Origin of the sequence: Aureimonas altamirensis (assembly GCF_023702225.1) — a bacterium.
Taxonomy (GTDB): Bacteria; Pseudomonadota; Alphaproteobacteria; order Rhizobiales; family Rhizobiaceae; genus Aureimonas; species Aureimonas altamirensis_B.
Genome location: NZ_JAMQCO010000014.1, coordinates 39,335 through 61,312 on the forward strand (window position 1 = coordinate 39,335; position 21,978 = coordinate 61,312).

Sequence of the window (21,978 nt, forward strand, 5' to 3'; positions counted from 1 at the left end):
ACCAACTTTCTTCCTCAGGAGATCCGCATGAAATCCAACCGTGCCCTCTGGATCGCCCTCGCAGTGGGCGCCCTTCTGCTGATCGCGCTGTTCGCGCTCGTTCCGCCGGAAGCGATGCCGTGGGTCAAATCCCTTCATATCGTGGCGGTGATCTCCTGGATGGCGGGGATGCTCTATCTGCCGCGCCTGTTCGTCTACCACGCGGAATCGGCTGTCGGCTCCCAGCAGGCCGAAACCTTCAAGATCATGGAGCGCCGGCTCCTGAAGGGCATCGTCAACCCTGCCATGGTGGTGACCTGGGCTGCCGGCCTCTGGCTGGCATGGATGTTCAGCTTCCAGGGCGGCTGGCTGCACGCCAAGATCGCGCTCGTGCTTGTCCTGTCGGGCATGCACGGCTATCTCTCCGCCTCGCAGCGTCGTTTCGAACGCGACGAAAACAGGAAAAGCGCCAAGTTCTGGCGCAGCGTGAACGAGATTCCGGCCGTTCTGATGGTGCTGATCGTCATCCTCGTGGTGGTCAAGCCCTTCTGATACCCATCGGGGCCATCGGGCGGACGACAAAAAAGGGATAGCGCATGTCCGAAGAGAGCCGGCTTTTCGCCGCGATCGTCATGGGGCCGTCGGGGGTCGGAAAGACCACCACCGCCAAGGGCGTTGCAGACCGGCTGGGATGGGAGTTCGCGGAAGGTGACGAATTCCATCCCAAGGCGAACATCGACAAGATGTCGGCGGGCATTCCCCTCGACGACGAGGATCGGGCGCCGTGGCTGCGATCCATCCGGGACTGGATTTCCGGGCGGTCGGATGCAGGCTTGAACTGCGTTCTGACCTGCTCGGCCCTCAAGAAGTCCTATCGCGACATCCTGCGCGAGGCGCGCGCCGAGGTCCTGTTCATCGAACTCGACGCGCCCATCGACCTTGTGGGCGAGCGCATGGCCCATCGAAAGGGCCACTATATGCCGACATCCCTCCTCCAGTCGCAGTTCGACACCCTCGAGCCGCTGTCGCCGGAGGAAAACGGCATCGTCGTCAGCGTCCAGGATACGCCGGAAAAAGTGATCGACGACGCCGTCGCCGCCCTCAAGCATGCGGGCGCGAAGCCCGCCGGTTCGTCGGGCGCCTGACGATCGAACCTCTTGCCCTGAGGCGGAGAGAGGTTTATATGCGGTCCATCCCGCCTTTCGGCCGGCGCCTGCAAGGCACCGGCCCTGCAGCTTAGCCGAACCCGGTTTTCCAAGTTTACGGCCTGCGTCCCATTTCCCCTACAGCATGCACCCACCGGCTCTCACGGGACCGCGATGGGTCGGAGCCATAGAATTCATGCCTGAGATCAAACTCCAGGACCTCAAGAACAAAAGCGCCCCCGAACTGATCGCCTTCGCCGAAGAAACCGGCGTGGAGAACGCATCCGTCCTGCGCAAGCAGGAGTTGCTGTTCGCGATCCTCAAGCAATTGGCAGCCCAGGACGTCGAGATCATCGGCGAGGGCGTCGTCGAAGTGCTGCAGGACGGGTTCGGCTTCCTGCGCTCGCCCGAAGCGAACTACCTGCCGGGCCCCGACGACATCTACATCTCGCCCTCGCAGCTTCGACGGTTTTCGTTGAAGACCGGCGATACGGTCGAGGGGCCCATTCGCGGTCCGAAGGATGGCGAGCGGTATTTCGCGCTTCTCAAGGTCAATACGATCAATTTCGACGACCCCGAGAAGATCCGCCACAAGAGCCATTTCGACAATCTGACGCCGCTCTACCCGAACGAGCGGTTCAAGATGGAGATCGCCGATCCGACCCGCAAGGATCTGTCGGCGCGCGTCATCGATCTGGTGGCTCCGCTCGGCAAGGGCCAGCGCGCGCTCATCGTCGCGCCGCCGCGCACCGGCAAGACCGTGCTGCTGCAGAATATCGCCCATTCCATCACGGCCAATCATCCGGAATGCTATCTCATCGTGCTGCTGATCGACGAGCGGCCGGAAGAAGTGACCGACATGCAGCGGTCGGTGAAGGGTGAGGTCGTTTCCTCCACCTTCGACGAACCGGCCACGCGCCACGTGCAGGTTGCCGAAATGGTGATCGAGAAGGCCAAGCGTCTCGTGGAGCATGGCCGCGATGTCGTCATCCTTCTGGATTCGATCACCCGTCTCGGCCGCGCCTACAACACCGTCGTGCCGTCATCCGGCAAGGTGTTGACGGGCGGTGTCGACGCCAACGCGCTGCAGCGGCCGAAGCGCTTCTTCGGCGCGGCGCGCAACATCGAGGAGGGCGGTTCGCTGACGATCATCGCGACCGCGCTGATCGATACCGGTTCGCGCATGGACGAAGTCATCTTCGAAGAGTTCAAGGGCACCGGCAACTCCGAGCTCGTCCTCGACCGGAAGGTGGCCGACAAGCGCATCTTCCCGTCGATGGACATCCTCAAGTCCGGCACCCGCAAGGAAGACCTGCTGGTTCCACGCCAGGACCTGCAGAAGATATTCGTCCTGCGCCGTATCCTTGCCCCGATGGGCACGACGGACGCGATCGAGTTCCTGATCGACAAGCTGAAGCAGACGAAGACCAATTCGGACTTCTTCGATTCGATGAATACCTGACGGGTCGCGACCGTCAGCAAGGGCGAGGGCGCCGGTGCGATGAGCGCACCGGCGCCCTTTTCATGCGTCGAGAAGCCGTTCCAGCCGGTCGGCGGCGTGAACCGGTAGAGAGCATGCCGTTCCCCGGCATAGCATGGCAGCAGCCTCGCCCATGGACGATACGCCGGCAAAGCGTTGGGGCAGGGCTGTCCCCCTATCCAGGCGGCATGGATCGACCACGCGTTCAGCAACGGCAAGCAATGCCTGCAGGTCGTCGCCCTCATGCCCGAAGATCGCCAGTTCCGAACCTTCCTTGAATCCGTGCAGGGCGGCGACGATGCCCGGTTGCAGCGTCCTGCCGGTTCCGGCGCGGGCGGCCGCAAGCCGCGCTGCGTCGCGCACTGCGGCGTGATGACGTGGATCTTCGGAGACACGGGCAAGAAGGCTCAGGCCCTCGATCACCAGGGCCGTTGCACCCGGTATAGCCTCGTCCTGATCCCCGCGCAGCGGAAACAGCACGTCGTCGGCATCTCTTGCCGTCAACCAGTGTCCGCCGTCGCCGTCTGCGTGATGGACCTGCAAGGCATTCGCCAGATGTTCGGCGCGCTCCAGGGCCGATATGTCGCCCGATGCCGCATGCAAGGTCACGCAGGCGGTGATGAGCGCACCGTAATCCGAGGCGAGGGCAGGGCGGGAATGCTGCCCGTCGCGACAGGCGTGGACGAGGCGTCCGTCCGGCATCATCCTGGCGAAGACCGCATCGAGGGTCTGCCTTGCCATCTCCAGTGCCGGCCCCTCCGGCAGGATGGCGTGTGCCGTCGCAAGCGCGCGGATGGCCAGCCCGTTCCAGTCCGCCAGCATCTTGTCGTCGCGCTTCGGGGGCGTACGCTGGAGCCGGTATGCCAAAAGCCTCGCGCGAGCCTCTTCGAACGGGTCGGACTGGTCCCGCGCGTGCAGCGGTCGGTTCAGGATCGTCTTGCCTTCGAAGTTGCCGTCCGGTCCGACGCCGTAGGCGTCACAGAATTCGGCCGCCTCGCGCCCAAGCGCCGCAATGACCTCGTCCCTGGAGAAGACGTAGTAGGCTCCTTCGTGCAGATGGCCGTTCCGGTCCAGGCTGTCCGCGTCCAGCGAGGCCGCAAGGCCGCCTCCGGCCAGCGCCATGTCCCGGTACAGGAACTCCACCGTCTCGCGGGCCCGACGCCGAAACAGCTCGTCGCCTGTGGCGCGGAATGCGTATGTCAGATGCCGGAGGAACTGGGCGTTGTCGTACAGCATCTTTTCGAAATGCGGGACGAGCCAGACCGCGTCGACGGCGTACCGGTGGATACCGCCACCCAGATGATCGTAGATGCCGCCCTGGCACAGGCTGCGCATCGTCGTGATGAAGGCTTGCCTTTGGTCTTCGGGTCCGCTGGGCCAGCCATTGTGCAGAAGAAGCTCGAAATAGGGTGCACTCGGAAATTTCGGAGCGCCCGTCAGACCGCCCCTGGAGGTATCCACCATCCGCATTACGGAAGCGGCGGCATCCGGCAGGGATGGCACGTCGGCGGCGCTGGAGGACGCTGCCGGATCTGCGCCCAGGATATTCGCCAACCCTGTGGCCAGCCGCTCGGCGCTTGAATGGATCTCGTCGCGCCTGTCACGCCAGGCGGCCGCTACGGCTTCCAGCAATTGAGGGAAACCTGGCCGGCCGAAAGCCGGCCTGGGCGGGTAATAGGTGCCACCGAAAAACGGTTCTCCATCCGGCGTCAGGAACATGGTCATCGGCCAGCCGCCTTGTTCCCCCATCGCATGCAGGGCCGTCATGTACAGTTGGTCGATATCGGGGCGCTCTTCCCGATCCACCTTCACGTTGACGAAAAACCGGTTCATCAAGTCGGCTGTCGCGGCATCCTCGAAGCTTTCATGCGCCATGACATGGCACCAATGGCATGCCGCATAGCCGACCGACAGGAGGATCGGCTTATCCTGTGCCCGTGCATCGGCCAGAGTTTCGGGCGTCCATTCCCGCCAGTGAACCGGGTTGTCGGCATGATCCTTGAGATAGGGGCTTAGGGCGGCGTTCAGTCGATTGCCGGTCATATGCACTCCTGAAATGACTCGTTGACGATGCAGCGCCGTCATGCCACCGCATCGCATATGTTGGACGCAACCGATACGATCGTCGCCCTATCCAGCGGCAGCCTGCCTGCCGGCATCGCCGTCCTGCGGATCAGCGGTCCGGCAGCCCTTGCCGTGGTTGCCCGCCATGTCGCCAAACTGCCGGAGCCACGGCGCGCCGTACTGCGGACGATCCGGAATGTCGATGGCGGCATCGTGGACCGGGGGCTGGTCATCCTGTTTCCGGGCCCAGACAGCGTAACGGGCGAAGATCTGGTGGAGTTGCACCTTCATGGCGGCAAGGCCGTCGTGGCCGCGTGCCTGGAGGCCCTGACGATGCATCGCGGGGTGCGGCTTGCCGACGCCGGAGAGTTTACGCGCAGGGCCTTCGTCAATGGTCGCATGGACCTGACGGAAGCCGAGGGGCTGGCCGATCTGTTGGCCGCGGAAACCGAGCTCCAGCGCAAGCTGGCCGTTGCCCAGACCGGCGGCACCATGCGCCGGGCCTGCGAAGGCTGGATGCGGCGGCTGACCCATATGCGTGCGATGCTGGAGGCCGATTTCGACTTCTCGGACGAGGACGACGTCGCGGACGATGTCGCGGCGGATGTTTCACGTGAAATCGTCACGCTGCGCGAGGAACTCGAGGCAGCCCTTGCAAACGCACGACGGGGCGAGATCCTGAGAGACGGCTTCAAGGTCGCGATCGTCGGCGCTCCGAACGCGGGCAAGTCGAGCCTCGTCAACTGTTTGGCCGAGCGCGATGTCGCAATCGTTTCCGACATTCCGGGAACCACGCGCGACCGGATCGAGGTGACGCTCGATCTCGGCGGCCTGGCTATCCGACTGATCGATACGGCAGGACTGCGCGAGACGGCCGACCCGATAGAGAGTCTAGGTATCGAACGCGCCATGGATGCCGCCCGTCATGCCGACCTTGTGCTGCATCTCTGCCCCGTGGGCGAAACAGCCGACTTGTTGGATGTCGGCATGGAAGGCCCACCGACATGGATCGTCACCACGAAGGCGGACAGGAGCCGGGGTGATCTGCCCGGTCTCGCGATCTCGACCGTCAGTGGGGCCGGCATCGACCGGCTGGTCGAGCAGGTGCGCAGGCAGGCGAGCGAGGCCGCCGGCAACCCGGATGGCAGCATCCCGACCCGAAGCCGCCATCGGGACGCCATCGGCATGGCCATCGGCTATCTCGACGAATGCGACGTCCGGACGCTGCCGCCGGAAGTTGTCGCGGAACTGCTGCGGATGGCATCCGACGCCCTTGGCCGGATCGTCGGCAAGCGCGGTGTGGAAGATCTGCTCGACGTCATCTTCTCGCAGTTCTGTATCGGCAAATAGGCAGGCGGAGGCCTACGCTTTCCACGGGCGATTGACATGCGCCGCCGGACTTGGCTTAACCACCGGCATGACGGATGCTTCGAAGTTCGATGTTGTTGTAATCGGGGGCGGCCACGCCGGTTGCGAAGCTGCCGATGCGGCCGCGCGCCTGGGCGCGCGAACGGCCCTGGTCACGCATCGTTTCGAGACGATCGGCGCAATGAGCTGCAATCCCGCCATCGGCGGTATCGGCAAGGGCCATCTTGTCCGCGAAGTGGACGCGCTCGACGGCCTGATGGGCCGCGTTGCCGACCGGGCAGGCATCCAGTTTCGACTGCTCAACCGACGCAAGGGCCCCGCCGTGCGGGGGCCGCGTACGCAGGCCGACCGCAAGCTGTATGCCAACGCCATGCAGCACGCGATCCGGAGCCGCCAGGGGCTGACCATCGTCGAGGGCGATGCGTTCGATATCGCCATCGGTGACGGCGGGATAGAGGCTGTCGTCATGGCGGACGGACGCCGGCTTGCCACCGCCAATGTCGTCATCACCACCGGCACTTTCCTGCGCGGGCTGATTCATCTCGGCGAGCGGCAGATCCCGGCAGGACGGGTCGGAGAGGCGGCAAGCCTCGGCCTGTCCGCAACCTTCGAGCGCATGGGCTTGCGGCTCGGCCGTTTGAAGACGGGCACGCCCGCGCGTCTGGATGGACGCACGATCGATTGGGCTTCGCTGGACATGCAGAAGCCGGACGAGACGCCCTATGCCTTTTCCTATCTGACCGACCGGATCGAAAACAGGCAGATCGACTGCGGCATCACGCGAACCACGCCCGAGACGCACCGTCTGATCCGCGACAATCTCCATCGCTCGGCTCTCTACGGCGGTCGTATCGAGGGGACGGGGCCACGCTACTGCCCCTCCATCGAAGACAAGATCGTCAGGTTCGGCGATCGGGACGGGCACCAGATCTTTCTGGAGCCCGAGGGGCTGGATGACGACACCGTCTATCCGAACGGCTTGTCGACATCGCTGCCCGAAGACGTTCAGGACGCGTTTCTCCGATCTATTCCGGGACTGGAAGCGGTTCGCATTATCAAGCCCGGCTATGCCATCGAATACGATCATGTCGACCCGACGGAACTGAGCCGGGGTCTCGAGGTGCGAAAGACGCCGGGCCTCTTTCTGGCCGGCCAGATCAACGGTACGACCGGTTATGAGGAGGCGGCGGCACAGGGCCTTGTAGCCGGGCTCAATGCCGCCCGGCGTGCTGCCGGTCTGGAGGCGATCATCTTCGGGCGGGAGGAATCCTACATCGGCGTGATGGTCGACGACCTGACGCGGACCGGCGTTACCGAACCCTATCGCATGTTCACGTCGCGCGCCGAGTTTCGCCTGTCGCTGCGCGCCGACAATGCCGACCGCCGCCTGACTCCGAAGGGAATCGAACTGGGATTGGTCGGTAGCGAGCGCCAATCTGTCTTCGAGGCCAGCGAAGCCCTGTTGATCGGCGCCGAACAGGGATTGAGAGCCCTGTCGCTGACGCCGGGCGAGGCGCAGCGCCATGGGCTTCAGGTCAATCAGGATGGGCGTCGCCGGACCGCCTGGCAACTTCTGGCGCAGGACGGCGTAACCCTCGAGCGCCTTTCGCAAGTCTGGGCGGAGACGATCGGGCCCATACCCGAACCGATCCGCGAGCGCCTCGAGATCGAAGCGAGCTATGATGTCTATCTCGACCGCCAGAAGCGGGAACAGGCAAGCCTCAAGCGCGACGAGCAGAGGGTGATTCCGGAGGGGTTCGACTTTACGGCCTTGAAGGGATTGTCCATCGAGATCGCCCAGAAGCTTCGCGAACGCCGGCCCGGGTCGATTGCAGAGGCGGAGCGCATCGACGGAATGACCCCCGCAGCCATGGCCATTCTTCTTGTAGCCCTGAGGCGTCATGAGTTCCGCAAAGCAGCAGCCTGACAATATCGGCGACAAGAACGCGGTTCTCAACCGCTGGTCTGTTTCACGTGAAACGGAGACTAGATTGTCTGCCTATGCCGACCTTGTCCGCATGTGGCAGAAGCATATCAACCTCGTCGCGCCTTCGACGATGCCGACGCTTTGGAGCCGCCATATCGAGGACGGCCTCTGGCTTAATGGCGTGGCAGGATCGATAGAACGCTGGGTCGATATCGGGTCGGGCGGTGGCTTTCCAGGGCTTGTCCTGGCATGTTTGGCGGCCGACCGTCCGGGGCACCATGTGGACCTCATCGAGGCCAACGCGAAGAAGTCGGCTTTCTTGCGCACTGTCATCCGGGAGCTATCGTTGCCTGCTACCGTGCATTGTCAGCGCATCGAAGCAGCAGGCGAGGTGATGGAGCGGGCCGAGGCGGTCAGCGCTCGCGCGCTCGCTTCTCTGGACAGCCTTTTTGGTCTCGTTGCGCCGGCCATCCAATCGAAAACTGTGTGTTACTTCCTGAAGGGTCGCGCACACGAGGCCGAAGTTACCGACGCCACTGCCCATTGGCGCTTCGACATGGTAAAGCATTCGTCAAGAACGGAGGCCGAATCCGTTATCCTGGAGATCCGGAACTGCCGCCCTACGGCCGCATGACGTGCTTCACGTGAAACATTCGGTGCCGGATCGGACGAGGCGACAGGAGCATCCTGTGGATAGTTTGTCATCAGGGCGCATGCGTGTCATCACGATCGCCAACCAGAAGGGTGGCGTCGGCAAGACGACGACGGCGATCAATCTCGCCACGGCCCTGGCTGCAGTCGGCAAGGAGACGCTGCTGATCGATCTCGATCCGCAGGGCAATGCCTCCACGGGCCTCGGCGTGGAGAAGGCGGTTCGCGATCGCTCCTCCTATGATGTCCTTCTGGGTTACGCCTCGGTTGCGCAGGCTTCCATCCAGACGGTGGTGCCCAATCTTTCGTTGATCCCGTCGACGCTCGACCTTCTGGGCGTCGAGATGGAGATCGCGTCTGCCGCCGAACGCGCCTATCGGCTTCGCGATGCGCTTCACGAGCATAGCCTGACACGATCCCAGTTCGATTTCGTGCTGGTCGACTGCCCGCCATCGCTGAACCTGTTGACCATCAACGCCATGGCGGCGGCGGACTCGATCCTGGTGCCGCTGCAGTGCGAGTTCTTTGCCCTGGAGGGGTTGAGCCAGTTGCTGGAGACGGTCGAGCAGGTTCGCGACACGCTCAACCCGACGCTGGCCCTGCATGGCATCGTGCTGACCATGTATGATGGCCGCAACAACTTGGCAGAGCAGGTGGTGGCGGATGTACGGACCTATATGGGCGACCATGTCTACCAGACGGTCATACCGCGCAATGTCCGGGTTTCGGAGGCACCGTCCTTCGGCAAACCGGCGATCCTGTACGACATGAAGTGCCCGGGAAGCCAGGCCTATATCCGCCTGGCATCCGAAGTGATCCAGCGCGAACGCGAAATGCTTGCCGCATGAAGAGGGAAGAAATGAAGGAAGACAAGTCGCGCGCGCGTCTCGGACGTGGCCTGGCGTCGCTGATCGGCGGGGCAGGCGATGCAGGACGGGATTCTTCGAGCGGGCCGGGCCCGCGTCCGTTTCTTGCCCAGCCGCAGGCCGGGGGGGAGCGCAAGGTGCCGGTGTCGGCCCTGACGCCGAACCCGAAGAACCCGCGCCGCACCTTCGAAGATGCCGATCATGCGGAACTTGTGGCATCCGTACGCAATCATGGCGTCGTTCAGCCGATCCTCGTCCGCAAGGTTCCCGGCCAGGCCGAACTGGAGATCGTCGCGGGCGAGCGACGGTGGCGGGCTGCACGCGCAGCCGGCTTGAAGGACGTGCCTGTCGTCATCCGCGATATCAGCGACCGGGAGTCGCTGGAGATCGCCCTGATCGAGAACGTTCAGCGGGCCGACCTGAACGCCATCGAGGAAGCGCTCGGATACGAGATGCTGATCGACGAGCACGGTTACACACAGGCGGATCTAGCCGACATCCTGGGCAAAAGCCGAAGCCATGTCGCCAATACGCTGCGGCTTCTGAAACTGCCCGACACCGTCCGCACCATGGTCGTAAAGGGCGCGTTGTCGCCCGGCGCTGCCCGCAGCGCGATTTCCATGGACGATCCGGAAGCCTTTGCCCGGCAGGTGGTGGAACGCGGACTGAGCGTCCGCGAGGCGGAGAAACTCGCGCGCGGAGATGAAGTTGTCCCGGTTCGACGGGCGCGAAAGGCCGGGCCGGCCACCGCTGCTAACACGATCGAAGACGCCGATACCCCGCATGACGCCGACACGGCTGCGCTGGAGAAACTCCTGGCAGAGGCGCTGCGTATGCCTGTCAGCGTGCGGTTGAAGGGCGAGGGCGGCATACTGGCCCTCGAATTCGGCAATCTGGAGCAACTCGACGATCTGTGCCGCCTGCTGCAGGGCGGCAGCGTCGACGCCTGAACGGTCGTCAGCGCCGGCGGGCGCGCGCGGCTTCCACGCCGATATCCATCAGCAGGCGGAAGGTGATGATCTGCTGCAAGGCCGCTTCCTTGCGGCTTTTCAGAATGTCGCTTTCCATGCGTAGCAGCACGGTCGCGATTGCGTCCTGCGACCAGAGCGACAGGGCTGCCTCCAGCGCGCCTTGCCGGCTGAAATGAACGCGGCGGCGCGCGACGATGTCTTTCGCCGAGCGGCCATCGCGATCCATCTCCTGCCGCATGAGCTGCAGTTGCTGGAAATGGCGCAGCATCGGGTTCTGGAGCTGGAAGGTGCTGACGCCCGATCCCATCAGTCTCTCGATCAGATGGGGAAGTCGCCGGACTTCGCCTGAGGCCGCGGCGTCGATGGCCTCGTCCACCGTTTCCGAGGAGACGTCCCCGACGATGGATTGGATATCCGCAATGGTGATCGTGGCCTGGCCGCGCGCATAGAGGCAGAGCTTCTGGATCTCCCCGCGCGAGGCCAGCCTGTCGGCGCCGAGACGGCTTTTCAACAGGTCCCGCCCGGCCCGGTCGATGGACAGGCCGGCGGACGACAGTTCCTCGTCGATGAGCCGGTCGAGGCCGCGCTGCTCGTCCGGGTAGCAGGGAAGTGCCAGGGCGGCGCGGCCGCGCTCCACGTTGACCCGCAGTGCCGAAGACTTGCGAAGCTCGCCGGCCTCGATGACGATGGTGGTTTCGGCCGGCGGATTGGCGGCAAGGTCTGCCACGGCGTCGGCCAGCGCCTTGCCATTGCCTGCGCCGCGGATGCGGATCAGGCGTCGTCCGCCGAACATCGAGACGGTATTGGCTTCATCGAACAGGCGTCCGATGGATTTTTCGAGCTCGTCGGCGGACAAAGTGATGCTGGCGAAGGGATCGTTCAGATCGACGCCGGACAGGGCGGCGACGCGCGCCGACCGTTCCGACACGAGCCCCGTATCGGGCCCGTAGAGCAGAAGCACCGGAAACGACGTGTCCGGCCGCGACAGAAATGCATCAACCTCGCCGGCCTTCTTCTGCGCCATGCCTGTCGTGTCAGCTCTGTGGCGCTTCGCGCTTCAGAACGGGCAGGACGGCCATACCCACGCGGTCGGCCAGTTCCCGTGCGGCGCGGGCGCGGGCGTCCTCAACGGCACTCTGCGAGGCGTAGAGCTGCGAGTTGCGGTCGTAGGGCACGGTGCTGAACCTCGATCCCGCGCCGATCGTCTCGCCGTCCGAAAGCCGGATCACCGTATAATCGGCCTGCATGCGGTAGGAGGCGGCCGACGGAACGCCCGTGCCGCTTTCGACGGAGGTGACCTCGTCCAACGCCGTTACGACGAAGCGGACTTCGTAAAGCGGGCTGGACACCGGGTCCGCGCCGTTGAGGCGATAGACGAGCGCGTTGCGGAACAGCTGATCGGTGCGCGTCGCGGCCGCCGCCACGGACACGCGCCCGCGCATGTCGGTCAGCAAGGCCGGCCCGTCGAAGGCGGGCCCCGTAGACGTCGGCGGCGGTGCATAGGCCGGGCCCGAGGTGCAGGCCGCCAGCAGGGCGAGGCCGGCCAGCGCGCCGGCGATGCGGATGCTGCGCAGCCGCGCGGGATCAGAGAACGACATTGACAATCCTTCCGGGTACGACGACGACGCGCCTGGGGCTGGAGCCCGCGAGCGCGTCAAGCACGACATCTAGGGCGAGAACCGCCGCTTCAATCTCTTCGACGGCGCTATCCTTGGCAACGCGCAGGTCGGCGCGCTTCTTGCCGTTGATCTGGACCGGCAGCACGATCTCGTCATCCACCAGCAGGGTCGGATCGACGCTCGGCCAGGGCTGAGAGGCAACGAGCCCTTCCTGTCCCGCCGCCTGCCAGCACTCTTCGGCGAGATGGGGCATCATCGGCGCCACGAGGCGGATGAGGATGGACAGGGCCTCCGCACCGGCCTCGCGGACCGCCGGGTCGGCAGCAAAGGCCGGTGTGGAAAATGCCGCCGACAGGGTGTTGACCAGTTCGTACAGACGCGCGACGGCCTTGTTGAAGGCCAGCCGCTCGATATCGTCGGCCACGCCGGCCGCGGCGCGATGCGCCGCCCGCCTGACGTCCGCTGCCAGCGCCGGATCGGTAACGGTGCCCGCAACGGGGCCACGCAGCGTGTCCGCCGCCTCGTTGACGACGCGCCACAAGCGCTGGACGAACCGGAACGCGCCCTCGACGCCGGCCTCCGTCCAGATGACGTCGCGATCGGGCGGGGAGTCCGACAGCATGAACCAGCGTGCCGTATCCGCCCCGTAGGAGGCGATGATGTCATCCGGGTCCACGACGTTCTTCTTGGACTTGGACATCTTCTCGATCGGGCCGATCTCGATCTCCTGCCCGGTGGAAAGCCTCCGGGCGATGCGGCGTCCGTCCGCTTCCTCCAGCACGATGTCGGCGGGCGCCACCCATTCCCGCCCGTCGCGATAGGTCTCGTGGACCACCATGCCTTGCGTGAACAGGCCCTTGAAAGGCTCGTCCACCGCCATGTGCGCGCAGGCGCTCATGGCTCTGGTGAAGAAACGGGAATAGAGGAGGTGCAGGATCGCATGCTCGACGCCGCCGATATACTGGTCGACCGGCAGCCAGGCGTTGGCCAGCGCCGGGACGGTCGGTTGCGCGGCGTGGGGCGCCGTAAAGCGCGCAAAATACCACGACGAGTCGACGAAGGTATCCATCGTATCCGTCTCGCGCAGGGCCGCACCCCCGCAATGCGGGCAGGTGGCCCGGCGCCAGGTGGGATGCCGGTCGAGCGGGTTCCCGGGCATGTCGAAATCGATATCGTCGGGCAGCACGACGGGCAGGTTCTCGGGAGCCTCGGGCACGATCCCGCATGTGTCGCAATGCAGGACGGGAATTGGGCAGCCCCAATAGCGCTGGCGCGAGATACCCCAGTCGCGCAGGCGGAAATTGACGCGCCGCTCTGCCTGCGGCCGGCCGTTGAGCTGCGTTCCGGACAGCCGATCGGCCACGGCGTCGAAACCGTTGTCCGGGCTCATCCCGTCGAGGAAGTCCGAGTGAAACAAGGTGCCGTCGCCGACATAGGCTTCGTCGGCGATGGCGAAATCGGCAGGCTCGGCGCCGGCGGGCAGTACGACGGGCTTTACCGGAAGGCCGTAGGCGCGGGCGAATTCGAGGTCGCGCTGGTCGTGGGCGGGGCAGCCGAAGACGGCGCCGGTCCCGTACTCCATCAGCACGAAATTGGCGACATAGACCGGGACCGTCCAGGACGGATCCAGCGGGTGGATGGCGCGCAGGCCGGTATCATAGCCACGCTTCTCGGCCGTCTCGATGGATTCCGTGCTGGTGCCGCCACGCCGGATCTCGGCGATGAAGGCGGCCAGCTTCGAGTCCGTCGCCGCTGCCGCGCGTGCCAGCGGATGGTCGGCTGCCACGGCGATGAAGGAAGCGCCGAACAGCGTGTCGGGACGCGTCGTGAAGACCTCCACTTCGCGCCCGACACCTTCGCCCGACAGTTCGGCCACGGACAGGCGCTCGTTGCCCGCCAAAGCCCAGCGCAGCAACAGCCCCTCGGACCGGCCGATCCAGTTCTTCTGCATGACGCGGACCTTTTCCGGCCAGCCGGGCAAGGTATCCAGCGCCTGCAGCAACTCGTCGGCGTAGCGGGTGATGCGGAAGAACCATTGGGTCAGTTCGCGCTGCTCGACTTCCGCGCCGGAGCGCCAGCCGCGGCCATCGATGACCTGTTCGTTGGCCAGCACCGTCTGGTCCACCGGATCCCAGTTGACCTTGCTCTTGCGGCGATAGGCCAGGCCCTCCTTGAGCATGTCGAGGAACAGGATCTGCTGGCGATGATAATAGTCGACGTCGCAGGTCGCGAATTCGCGCGACCAGTCCAGCGACAGGCCCATGGACTTCAGCTGCCCACGCATGGCGGCGATGTTGGCATAGGTCCACTCGCGCGGGTGCACCTTGTTCTGCATGGCGGCGTTCTCTGCCGGCATGCCGAATGCGTCCCAGCCCATGGGATGCAGCACGTTGAAGCCCTTGGCGCGCTTGTAGCGCGCGACGACGTCGCCCATCGCATAGTTGCGCACGTGGCCGATATGGATGCGCCCCGACGGGTAGGGGAACATCTCGAGCACGTAGTATTTCTCGCCGGGGGCGTCGTCTTGCGTTTCGAAAAGCTTCGCGCTCGACCAGGCCTCCTGCCAGCGGGGTTCGGCGGCGCGCGGGTTGTAACGTTCTGTGGCCATGGTGACGCGGCGATCTTTCGGCGGTGCTGTTATGTTTACGAAGTGCTTCACCATGCCCGGTCCGCTCCGTCAACAGCGGAGGGGTGACGAAGCCGGGCAAACTGGGGTACAGCCAGCGCCGCTGGAACGAAAAGGAGATCGCCGTCGATGATCGACGTGGCCGGGCAACTCGCCGAAGTGCTGGGGCATCTGCGCAAGGCGGAGCATGAGGCCGGACGGCCGGACGGATCCGTCGAACTCGTCGCCGTGTCCAAGACCTACGATGCGACCCATATTCGCCCGGCGCTGGAGGCAGGACACCGCATCTTCGGCGAAAACCGGGTGCAGGAGGCGCAAGCCAAGTTCCCCGCGCTTCGGTCCGAATTCGCGGATATCCGCCTGCATCTGATCGGACCGCTCCAATCCAACAAGGCGGCCGATGCGGTCGCCCTTTTCGATGTCATCGAAACCGTCGACAGGGAGAAGATCGCCCGGGAACTGGCCCGGGAAATCGAGCGGCAGAAGCGTGCCCCCTTGCTCTACGTGCAAGTCAATACGGGCGAGGAAGCGCAGAAGGCCGGTATAGCCCCCCGGGACGCGGTCGATTTCGTGGCGCGATGCCGCGCGGTTCACGGCCTGGCGATCGAAGGCCTCATGTGCATCCCGCCTGCCGGCGAAAACCCCGGCCCGCATTTCGCACTGCTGCGCAAGCTTTCGCGTGAGGCCGGCCTGGCGAAGCTTTCGATGGGGATGTCGGGCGATTACGACATCGCGGTCGCCTTCGGTGCGACGGGCGTCCGCGTCGGCAGCGCCATCTTCGGCGCGCGGCACGCGGGGGTCTGATCCGGTTTCACGTGAAACAGACGCCCGGCACCCTGTGCATGTCGGGGGCGGGTCCTACTTGTCGGGTGGCTCGCAACCCTGAAAGACCTGTCTCGTGTTTCGCCACTCATCTTCTCCGGATCTCGCTCGCCAGACCGTGACCGTAACCGCGATCGTGCTGGCCATGGTCGTGGGCCTTCTCACGCTGTACGCCGGTTCGTCCGCCGTCTTCATCCTTTTCGCCAGCTTCATTCTGGCAGCCATCTTCGACGGCTGCTCCAAATTGTTTCGGTGGATCGGCATTCCGAGGCCGCTGGCATTGCTGTTGTCCTACCTCGCGATCTTCGCCCTCATAGCAACCCCCGTCGCAGTGGGCGGCGTTGCGCTCGTTCAGCAGTGGAACGAGCTGTTCGCCGCCGTCGAGCAGCAATTCGGACGTGCGATCGACGCTCTCCGCGATAGCGGACTTCCGATCGGATCGGGGTCGGAAGGCGATGCGCTGAACCAGCTACTGCCCGATCCTTCGGGCGTCTTCTCTTCGGCGTCGCAGGCGTTGTTCTCCGTTCTGGGCGGGTTCGGCAATATCTTCGTGATGCTCTTCCTGGCGATCTTCATATCGTGGCAGCCCGGCCTGTACCGCCGCGGGCTGGTCAGCCTTGTCCCGAAGGACAAGCGGGCACGGTTCGGCGAGGTGCTGCGCAAGAGCGCGCATTCGCTGCGCCTGTGGCTTGCGGGGGTCGGCATCTCCATGCTGATCGTCTTCGTCGTCTCGTGGATCGGCCTGTGGGCGATCGGAATGCCCTACGCTTTCCTGCTGGCCCTTCAGGCCGGCTTCCTGGCCTTCATCCCGACCATCGGCCCCTTCGTTGCCGGGGTCATCATCGTGCTGGCCGCGTGGTCGGAGGGAATGGAGATGGCCTTGTGGGCGCTTGGCGTGTACCTGCTGATCCAGGGGGTCGAAAGCAATGTCGCCGAGCCGATCGCCCAGCGTTTCACATCGTCGATCGCGCCGGCGCTCATGGTGGGTGCACAGCTTCTCTTCGGCGTGTTGTTCGGCCTCCTTGGCCTGATCCTCGTCGTACCCATGCTGGCTGTCGCGCAGACACTGGTAAGCGAGCTTTACGTGAAGGACGTTCTGGGCGGACCGGCGGAGGAGAAGGATGCATGAGGGCGCGCCTGTCGCAGATTTGCGGCATGCCGGGCCGCAATAAGGCGCTGACGGCAATTCCCTTTGCGGCCGGTGCTGACTAGATTGCATGGAGGCAGCCGCGCGCCGCCTGTCGAACTGAAATGCTGGGAGGAATGGAATGGAGTCTCCGGTCGTCGCCATCAAGGACGAATGGAAGAAGGGCGCCCGCCTGAGCGAAAGTACCTATGCAGACTGGTACGCGCGCAGCGTCGAAGACCCTGACGGTTTCTGGGCCGAGCACGGCCGGCGGATCGACTGGATCAAGCCGTTCGAAACGGTCAAGAACACCTCATTCGCACCCGGCAACGTATCCATCCGCTGGTTCGAGGACGGTACGCTGAATGTCGCGGCGAACTGCATCGACCGCCATCTGGAGACCCGCGGCAACCAGACCGCTATCCTCTGGGAGGGCGACGACCCAGCCGACAGCAAGTCGATAACCTATCGCGAGCTTCACGACGAAGTCTGCCGCATGGCGAACGTCCTCAAGGGACGGGGCGTCAAGCGTGGAGACCGCGTGACCATCTACATGCCGATGATTCCGGAAGCGGCCTATGCCATGCTGGCTTGCGCGCGGATCGGCGCGATCCACTCCGTCGTCTTCGGCGGCTTCTCGCCCGACGCCCTCGGCGGTCGTATCGAGGGGGCGGGCTCCTCGGTCCTGATCACGGCGGACGAGGGCTTGCGCGGCGGACGTACGATCCCGTTGAAGAAGAATGCCGATCGCGCGGTGGCCATTGCCGGGAAGGCGGGGCAGGCCGTCGAGACGGTGCTGGTGGTGCGGCGCACGGGCGGCGATGTCGACATGGTCGACGGCCGCGATCTCTGGTGGCATGAAGTCCGCGAGACCGTCTCCGACGATTGCCCGCCGGAAGAGATGAACGCCGAGGATCCGCTGTTCATCCTCTATACCTCCGGCTCGACGGGCAAACCCAAGGGGGTGCTGCATACGTCCGGGGGTTATCTCGTCTATGCCTCTATGACGCATGCCCACGTGTTCGACTATCGCGAAGGCGAGGTCTACTGGTGTACCGCCGACGTCGGATGGGTGACCGGTCACAGCTATATCGTCTACGGGCCGCTGGCCAATGGGGCGACGACGCTGATGTTCGAGGGCGTTCCGAGCTATCCCGATGCATCCCGCTTCTGGCAGGTCGTGGACAAGCACAAGGTTGCGATCTTCTATACCGCGCCGACGGCCATTCGCGCCCTGATGGGCGCCGGCGACGATCCGGTGCGCAAGACGTCTCGCGCGTCGTTGCGGGTGCTCGGGTCGGTTGGCGAACCCATCAACCCCGAGGCGTGGAACTGGTATTACCGCGTGGTCGGCGACGAGCGATGCCCCGTGGTCGATACCTGGTGGCAGACCGAAACGGGCGGCATCCTCATAACCCCGCTGCCCGGTGCCACGCCGCTGAAGCCGGGCTCGGCAACGCGCCCCTTCTTCGGTGTCCAGCCGCAGATCGTCGACAACGAGGGCAAGGTTCTCGAGGGGGCGGCCGACGGCAACCTCTGCATCGTCGATTCCTGGCCGGGCCAGATGCGCACGGTCTACGGCGACCATGAGCGCTTCGAACAGACCTATTTCGCAACCTATGCCGGCAAGTACTTCACCGGCGACGGCGCGCGGCGCGACGCCGACGGCTATTACTGGATCACCGGCCGGGTCGACGACGTTCTCAACGTCTCCGGCCATCGCATGGGCACGGCCGAGGTCGAATCGTCCCTCGTGGCGCATCCGAAAGTGTCCGAGGCCGCGGTGGTCGGCTATCCGCACGACATCAAGGGGCAGGGCATCTACTGCTACGTCACGCTGATGGAGGGCATCGAGCCCAGTGACGACCTGCGTAAGGAACTGGTCCAGCATGTGCGCGCCGATATCGGCGCCATCGCCTCTCCGGACAAGATCCAGTTCGCGCCCGGCCTGCCCAAGACGCGCTCCGGCAAGATCATGCGCCGCATCCTGCGCAAGATCGCGGAAGACGATTTCGGCGCGCTCGGCGATACCTCCACCCTGGCCGACCCCGGCGTGGTCGACGACCTGATCGACAACAGGCAGAACCGCAAGGACGCCTGAACGCCCCTCGATATCGAGAACGCAAAAGGGCCGCCCGGCGTCACGCCGGGCGGCCCTTTCCGTTGTTCGTGCGGTTTGCTGTCAGGCGCCCTGTGCCGGCGCCTGCGTCTCGTCCTTCTTCGCCTTGTGCCGCGAGAAGGTGCGCATCACGAAGACGAAGAAGATCGGCACGAAGAACACCGCCAGGACGGTTGCCGAGATCATGCCGCCGATGACGGCCGTACCGATGGCGTTCTGGCTGGCCGCACTGGCGCCCGTGGCGATCGCCATGGGGATGACGCCCATGGTGAAGGCCAGCGAGGTCATCAGGATCGGACGGAAACGCAGGTGCGCCGCCTCGATGGTCGCCTCGATCAGGCCCTTGCCCTCGGCCCGCAGGTCCTTGGCGAATTCCACGATCAGGATCGCGTTCTTGGCCGAAAGACCGATGATCGTGATGATGCCGACGGTGAAGTAGACATCGTTCTCCAGGCCGCGCAGCAGCACGGCGGCGACGCAGCCGATGATGCCCAGCGGCACGACCAGCATGACCGCGAAGGGGATGGACCAGCTTTCGTAAAGCGCGGCCAGGCACAGGAATACGAACAGCATGGCCATGCCGATCAGGATCGGCGCCTGCGAGCCGGACTGGATTTCCTGCAGCGACTGGCCTGTCCACTCGAAGGCGAATCCCTGCGGCAGATCTCCGGCCAGCCGCTCCATCTCGGCGATCGCCTCGCCGCTGGAGTAGCCGGGCGCCGCCGAGCCGGTGATGCGGGCCGAAGGATAGCCGTTGTAGCCGATGAGCTGCGATGTGCCGACCGTCCAGTCCACGGTCGCCACCGCCGACAGCGGCACCATGCCGCCCTGAGCGTTGCGCACGTTGAGCTGGAGCACCTGATCGGCATCCATGCGCGCCCTCTGGTCCGCCTGCACGATGACGCGCTGCATGCGGCCATTGTTGGGGAAGTCGTTGACGTAGTTGGAGCCGAGGCTCGTGGAGATGGTGTTGTTGATGTCGGCGAAGGTGATGCCGAACGTGTTGGCCTTCTCGCGGTCGATGTCGATGATGAGCTGGGGTCCGTCCGGCAGGCCGTCGAAGCGCACATCGGCCAGAAGAGGGCTTTGCGAGGCTGCCCCCAGCAACTGGTCGCGCGCGGCGGCGAGCGCCTCGGGGCTCTGCCCGCCCCTGTCCTGAAGGCGGAACTCGAAGCCGCCCGCATTGCCGAGGCCCTGGATGGGCGGCGGCGACAGGGCGAAGGCTATGGCATCGCGGAATTGCAGCAGACGCATGGTGAAGGCGCCACCGAGTTCCGCCGCGCTCTGCCCTTCGCCCGTGCGCTCCGACCAGTCCTTCAGGGTGATGAAGGCGAGGGCGGCGTTCTGCCCGGTACCCGAGAAGGAGAAGCCCTGGATGGTTATCATCTTGTCGACGGCGGGGTTGGCAAGGATGAACTCCTCGCTCTCCCGCGTCACTTCGCGCATGCGGTTGGCCGTCGCGCCGGCGGGCCCCTGGAAGCTGGCGATCAGGAACCCCTGGTCTTCCTGCGGCAGGAAGGCGCTGGGGATCTGGACATAGAAATATCCGAGGCCTGCCAGGAGCGCGATATAGATCAGCATCAGGCGGCCAGCCTTGCGCACCGAGCGGCCGACGATGTTGCTGTAGCCGCGCGACGTCTTGTCGAAGCCGCGGTTGAACCAGCCGAAGACGCCACCCTTGGCGTGGTGATGGCCGGCCTTGACGGGCTTCAGGAAGGTGGCGCAGAGCGCCGGCGTCAGCGAAAGGGCCATCAGCGCCGAAAACAGGATCGATGTCACCATCGTCAGCGAGAACTGTCGATAGATGACGCCGACCGAACCCGGGAAGAAGGCGAGGGGCACGAACACCGAGGCCAGCACGAGGGTGATGCCGACGATGGCACCGGTGATCTGCGACATCGCCTTGCGGGTGGCCTCCAGCGGTGGCAACCCCTCCTCGGACATGATGCGTTCCACGTTCTCCACCACCACGATCGCGTCATCGACGAGAATGCCGATGGCGAGCACCATGGCGAACATGGTGAGGACGTTGATGGAAAAGCCGGCCGCAAGCATGACGGCGAGGGTGCCCGACAGCGCAACCGGCACGACGAGCGTCGGAATGATCGTGTAGCGGAAGTTCTGCAGGAAGATGAACATCACCACGAAGACGAGCACGATGGCTTCGATCAGCGTGTGAACGACCTTCTCGATCGATGCCTCGACGAAGGGCGCGGTGTTGTACGGGATGTCGTAGGAAACCCCCTGCGGGAACAGCGGCTGCAGCCGCTCCATCACCGCTTGCACGCCCTCCGCCGCGGCAAGCGCGTTGCCGGTGGGCGATAGCTGGACGCCGATCGCGGCGCTGGGCTGGCCGTTCAGGAAGGTGGTGAAGGCGTAGGATTCGGCGTCGATCTCGACATCCGCCACGTCGCGGAGGCGGACCAGCGATCCGTCTTCGTTGGATCGCAGCACGACGGCGCCGAATTCTTCCGGGGTGGACAACTGGCCCCGCACCAGGATGGTCGCGGTGGTCTGCTGGCTGACGGGATTGGGTTGTGCACCGATCGAGCCCGCCGCAACCTGCGCATTCTGGGACTGGATGGCGGCGGTGACGTCGGAAACCGAGAGGTTGAGCCCGATCAGCTTGTCGGGGTCGAGCCAGATGCGCATCGCCCGCTCGGAGGCGAACAGCTGCGCACGGCCGATGCCCGGCACACGCCGGATTTCGTTGATCACGTTGCGGCTGAGATAGTCGCCGAGGCCGACGGCGTCGAGGTTGGAATTCTCGTCGGCGATCAGCGAAACGACCATCAGGAAGCTGGAACCCGCTTCCTCGACCTGGAGGCCCTGCTGCATCACGACGGACGGAAGCGACGCTTCCACGCGCTTGATCCGGTTCTGCGTATCGACGACCGCCTGGGCGATATTGGTGCCGGATTCGAACGTGACGGTGATCTCGACCCGGCCGCTCGCATCGCTCGTCGATTCGAAATAGATGAGGCCGGGAACGCCGTTCAGCTCTTCCTCGATCGGCTTCGTCACCTGCAGGTAAAGGTCTTCCGGCGACGCGCCGGGATAGTTCGTCGAGATGGTCAGCTGCGGCGGTGCGACGTTCGGGTACTGGGAGATCGGCAGGTTCGGGATCGAGATCACGCCGGCCAGTACGATGAAGATCGCGACCACCCAGGCGAAGATGGGTCGGTCGATGAAAAAGCGAGGCATCTGGCTGTCGG

At 64.8% G+C, this 21,978-nt stretch carries 16 protein-coding genes; 11 read left to right on the forward strand and 5 right to left on the reverse strand.

The window, feature by feature from the left end; all coding sequences use genetic code 11:
• Positions 1–27 precede the first annotated feature (27 nt).
• From hemJ to rho, 3 genes are all read left to right on the forward strand, one after another.
• Positions 28–531, forward strand: coding sequence for a protoporphyrinogen oxidase HemJ (gene hemJ / locus NDN16_RS18965; RefSeq protein ID WP_251115028.1), 504 nt, complete (start codon positions 28–30; stop codon positions 529–531).
• A gap of 44 nt (positions 532–575) precedes the next feature.
• Entirely contained in the window at positions 576–1,124 is a 549-nt protein-coding gene (locus NDN16_RS18970) for a gluconokinase (RefSeq protein ID WP_251115029.1), read from the forward strand.
• A 196-nt stretch (positions 1,125–1,320) separates the two neighbouring features.
• Positions 1,321–2,586 (forward strand): transcription termination factor Rho, encoded by a 1,266-nt coding sequence (gene rho, locus NDN16_RS18975; RefSeq protein ID WP_060610534.1) that lies wholly within the window; start codon positions 1,321–1,323, stop codon positions 2,584–2,586.
• A 60-nt stretch (positions 2,587–2,646) separates the two neighbouring features.
• Here the strand turns inward: rho and NDN16_RS18980 are convergent, their stop codons facing one another.
• A complete protein-coding gene (locus tag NDN16_RS18980; protein WP_251115030.1) occupies positions 2,647–4,647 on the reverse strand; it encodes a thioredoxin domain-containing protein in 2,001 nt (666 codons plus the stop codon).
• Positions 4,648–4,707: 60 nt separating this feature from the next.
• On the opposite strand from NDN16_RS18980, the gene mnmE reads away from it, so the two are divergent.
• From mnmE to NDN16_RS19005, 5 genes are all read left to right on the forward strand, one after another.
• Entirely contained in the window at positions 4,708–6,018 is a 1,311-nt protein-coding gene (mnmE, locus tag NDN16_RS18985; protein ID WP_251115058.1) for a tRNA uridine-5-carboxymethylaminomethyl(34) synthesis GTPase MnmE, read from the forward strand.
• Between the two features lie 67 nt (positions 6,019–6,085).
• Positions 6,086–7,963 (forward strand): tRNA uridine-5-carboxymethylaminomethyl(34) synthesis enzyme MnmG, encoded by a 1,878-nt coding sequence (gene mnmG / locus NDN16_RS18990; protein ID WP_251115031.1) that lies wholly within the window; start codon positions 6,086–6,088, stop codon positions 7,961–7,963.
• On the forward strand, positions 7,938–8,597 hold the full coding sequence (gene rsmG, locus NDN16_RS18995; RefSeq protein WP_251115032.1) for a 16S rRNA (guanine(527)-N(7))-methyltransferase RsmG: 660 nt from the start codon (positions 7,938–7,940) through the stop codon (positions 8,595–8,597). The genes mnmG and rsmG overlap by 26 nt, the downstream gene beginning before the upstream one ends.
• Before the next feature lie 79 nt (positions 8,598–8,676).
• A complete protein-coding gene (locus tag NDN16_RS19000; RefSeq protein ID WP_251115033.1) occupies positions 8,677–9,462 on the forward strand; it encodes a ParA family protein in 786 nt (261 codons plus the stop codon).
• A gap of 11 nt (positions 9,463–9,473) precedes the next feature.
• A complete protein-coding gene (locus NDN16_RS19005) occupies positions 9,474–10,430 on the forward strand; it encodes a ParB/RepB/Spo0J family partition protein (RefSeq protein ID WP_251115059.1) in 957 nt (318 codons plus the stop codon).
• 7 nt (positions 10,431–10,437) lie between these two features.
• Here the strand turns inward: NDN16_RS19005 and holA are convergent, their stop codons facing one another.
• The 3 genes from holA to leuS are packed head-to-tail and all read right to left on the reverse strand — an operon-like array spanning position 10,438 to position 14,678.
• On the reverse strand, positions 10,438–11,475 hold the full coding sequence (holA, locus tag NDN16_RS19010; protein ID WP_251115034.1) for a DNA polymerase III subunit delta: 1,038 nt from the start codon (positions 11,473–11,475) through the stop codon (positions 10,438–10,440).
• 10 nt (positions 11,476–11,485) lie between these two features.
• Entirely contained in the window at positions 11,486–12,049 is a 564-nt protein-coding gene (gene lptE / locus NDN16_RS19015; RefSeq protein ID WP_251115035.1) for an LPS assembly lipoprotein LptE, read from the reverse strand.
• A complete protein-coding gene (gene leuS, locus NDN16_RS19020) occupies positions 12,036–14,678 on the reverse strand; it encodes a leucine--tRNA ligase (protein ID WP_251115036.1) in 2,643 nt (880 codons plus the stop codon). The genes lptE and leuS overlap by 14 nt, the downstream gene beginning before the upstream one ends.
• Before the next feature lie 147 nt (positions 14,679–14,825).
• Between leuS and NDN16_RS19025 the strand changes: the two genes are divergently transcribed.
• From NDN16_RS19025 to acs, 3 genes are all read left to right on the forward strand, one after another.
• Positions 14,826–15,500, forward strand: a complete 675-nt coding sequence (locus NDN16_RS19025) for a YggS family pyridoxal phosphate-dependent enzyme (protein ID WP_251115037.1) — start codon at positions 14,826–14,828, stop codon at positions 15,498–15,500.
• A 136-nt stretch (positions 15,501–15,636) separates the two neighbouring features.
• Positions 15,637–16,647 (forward strand): AI-2E family transporter, encoded by a 1,011-nt coding sequence (locus NDN16_RS19030; RefSeq protein WP_251115038.1) that lies wholly within the window; start codon positions 15,637–15,639, stop codon positions 16,645–16,647.
• 139 nt (positions 16,648–16,786) lie between these two features.
• Entirely contained in the window at positions 16,787–18,745 is a 1,959-nt protein-coding gene (gene acs / locus NDN16_RS19035) for an acetate--CoA ligase (protein WP_251115039.1), read from the forward strand.
• Positions 18,746–18,826: 81 nt separating this feature from the next.
• Here acs and NDN16_RS19040 read toward each other — a convergent pair whose 3' ends face one another.
• The gene (locus tag NDN16_RS19040) at positions 18,827–21,967 is read right to left on the reverse strand and encodes an efflux RND transporter permease subunit (protein WP_251115040.1); all 3,141 of its coding nucleotides are present in this window, start codon (positions 21,965–21,967) and stop codon (positions 18,827–18,829) included.
• Between the last annotated feature and the right edge of the window lie 11 nt (positions 21,968–21,978).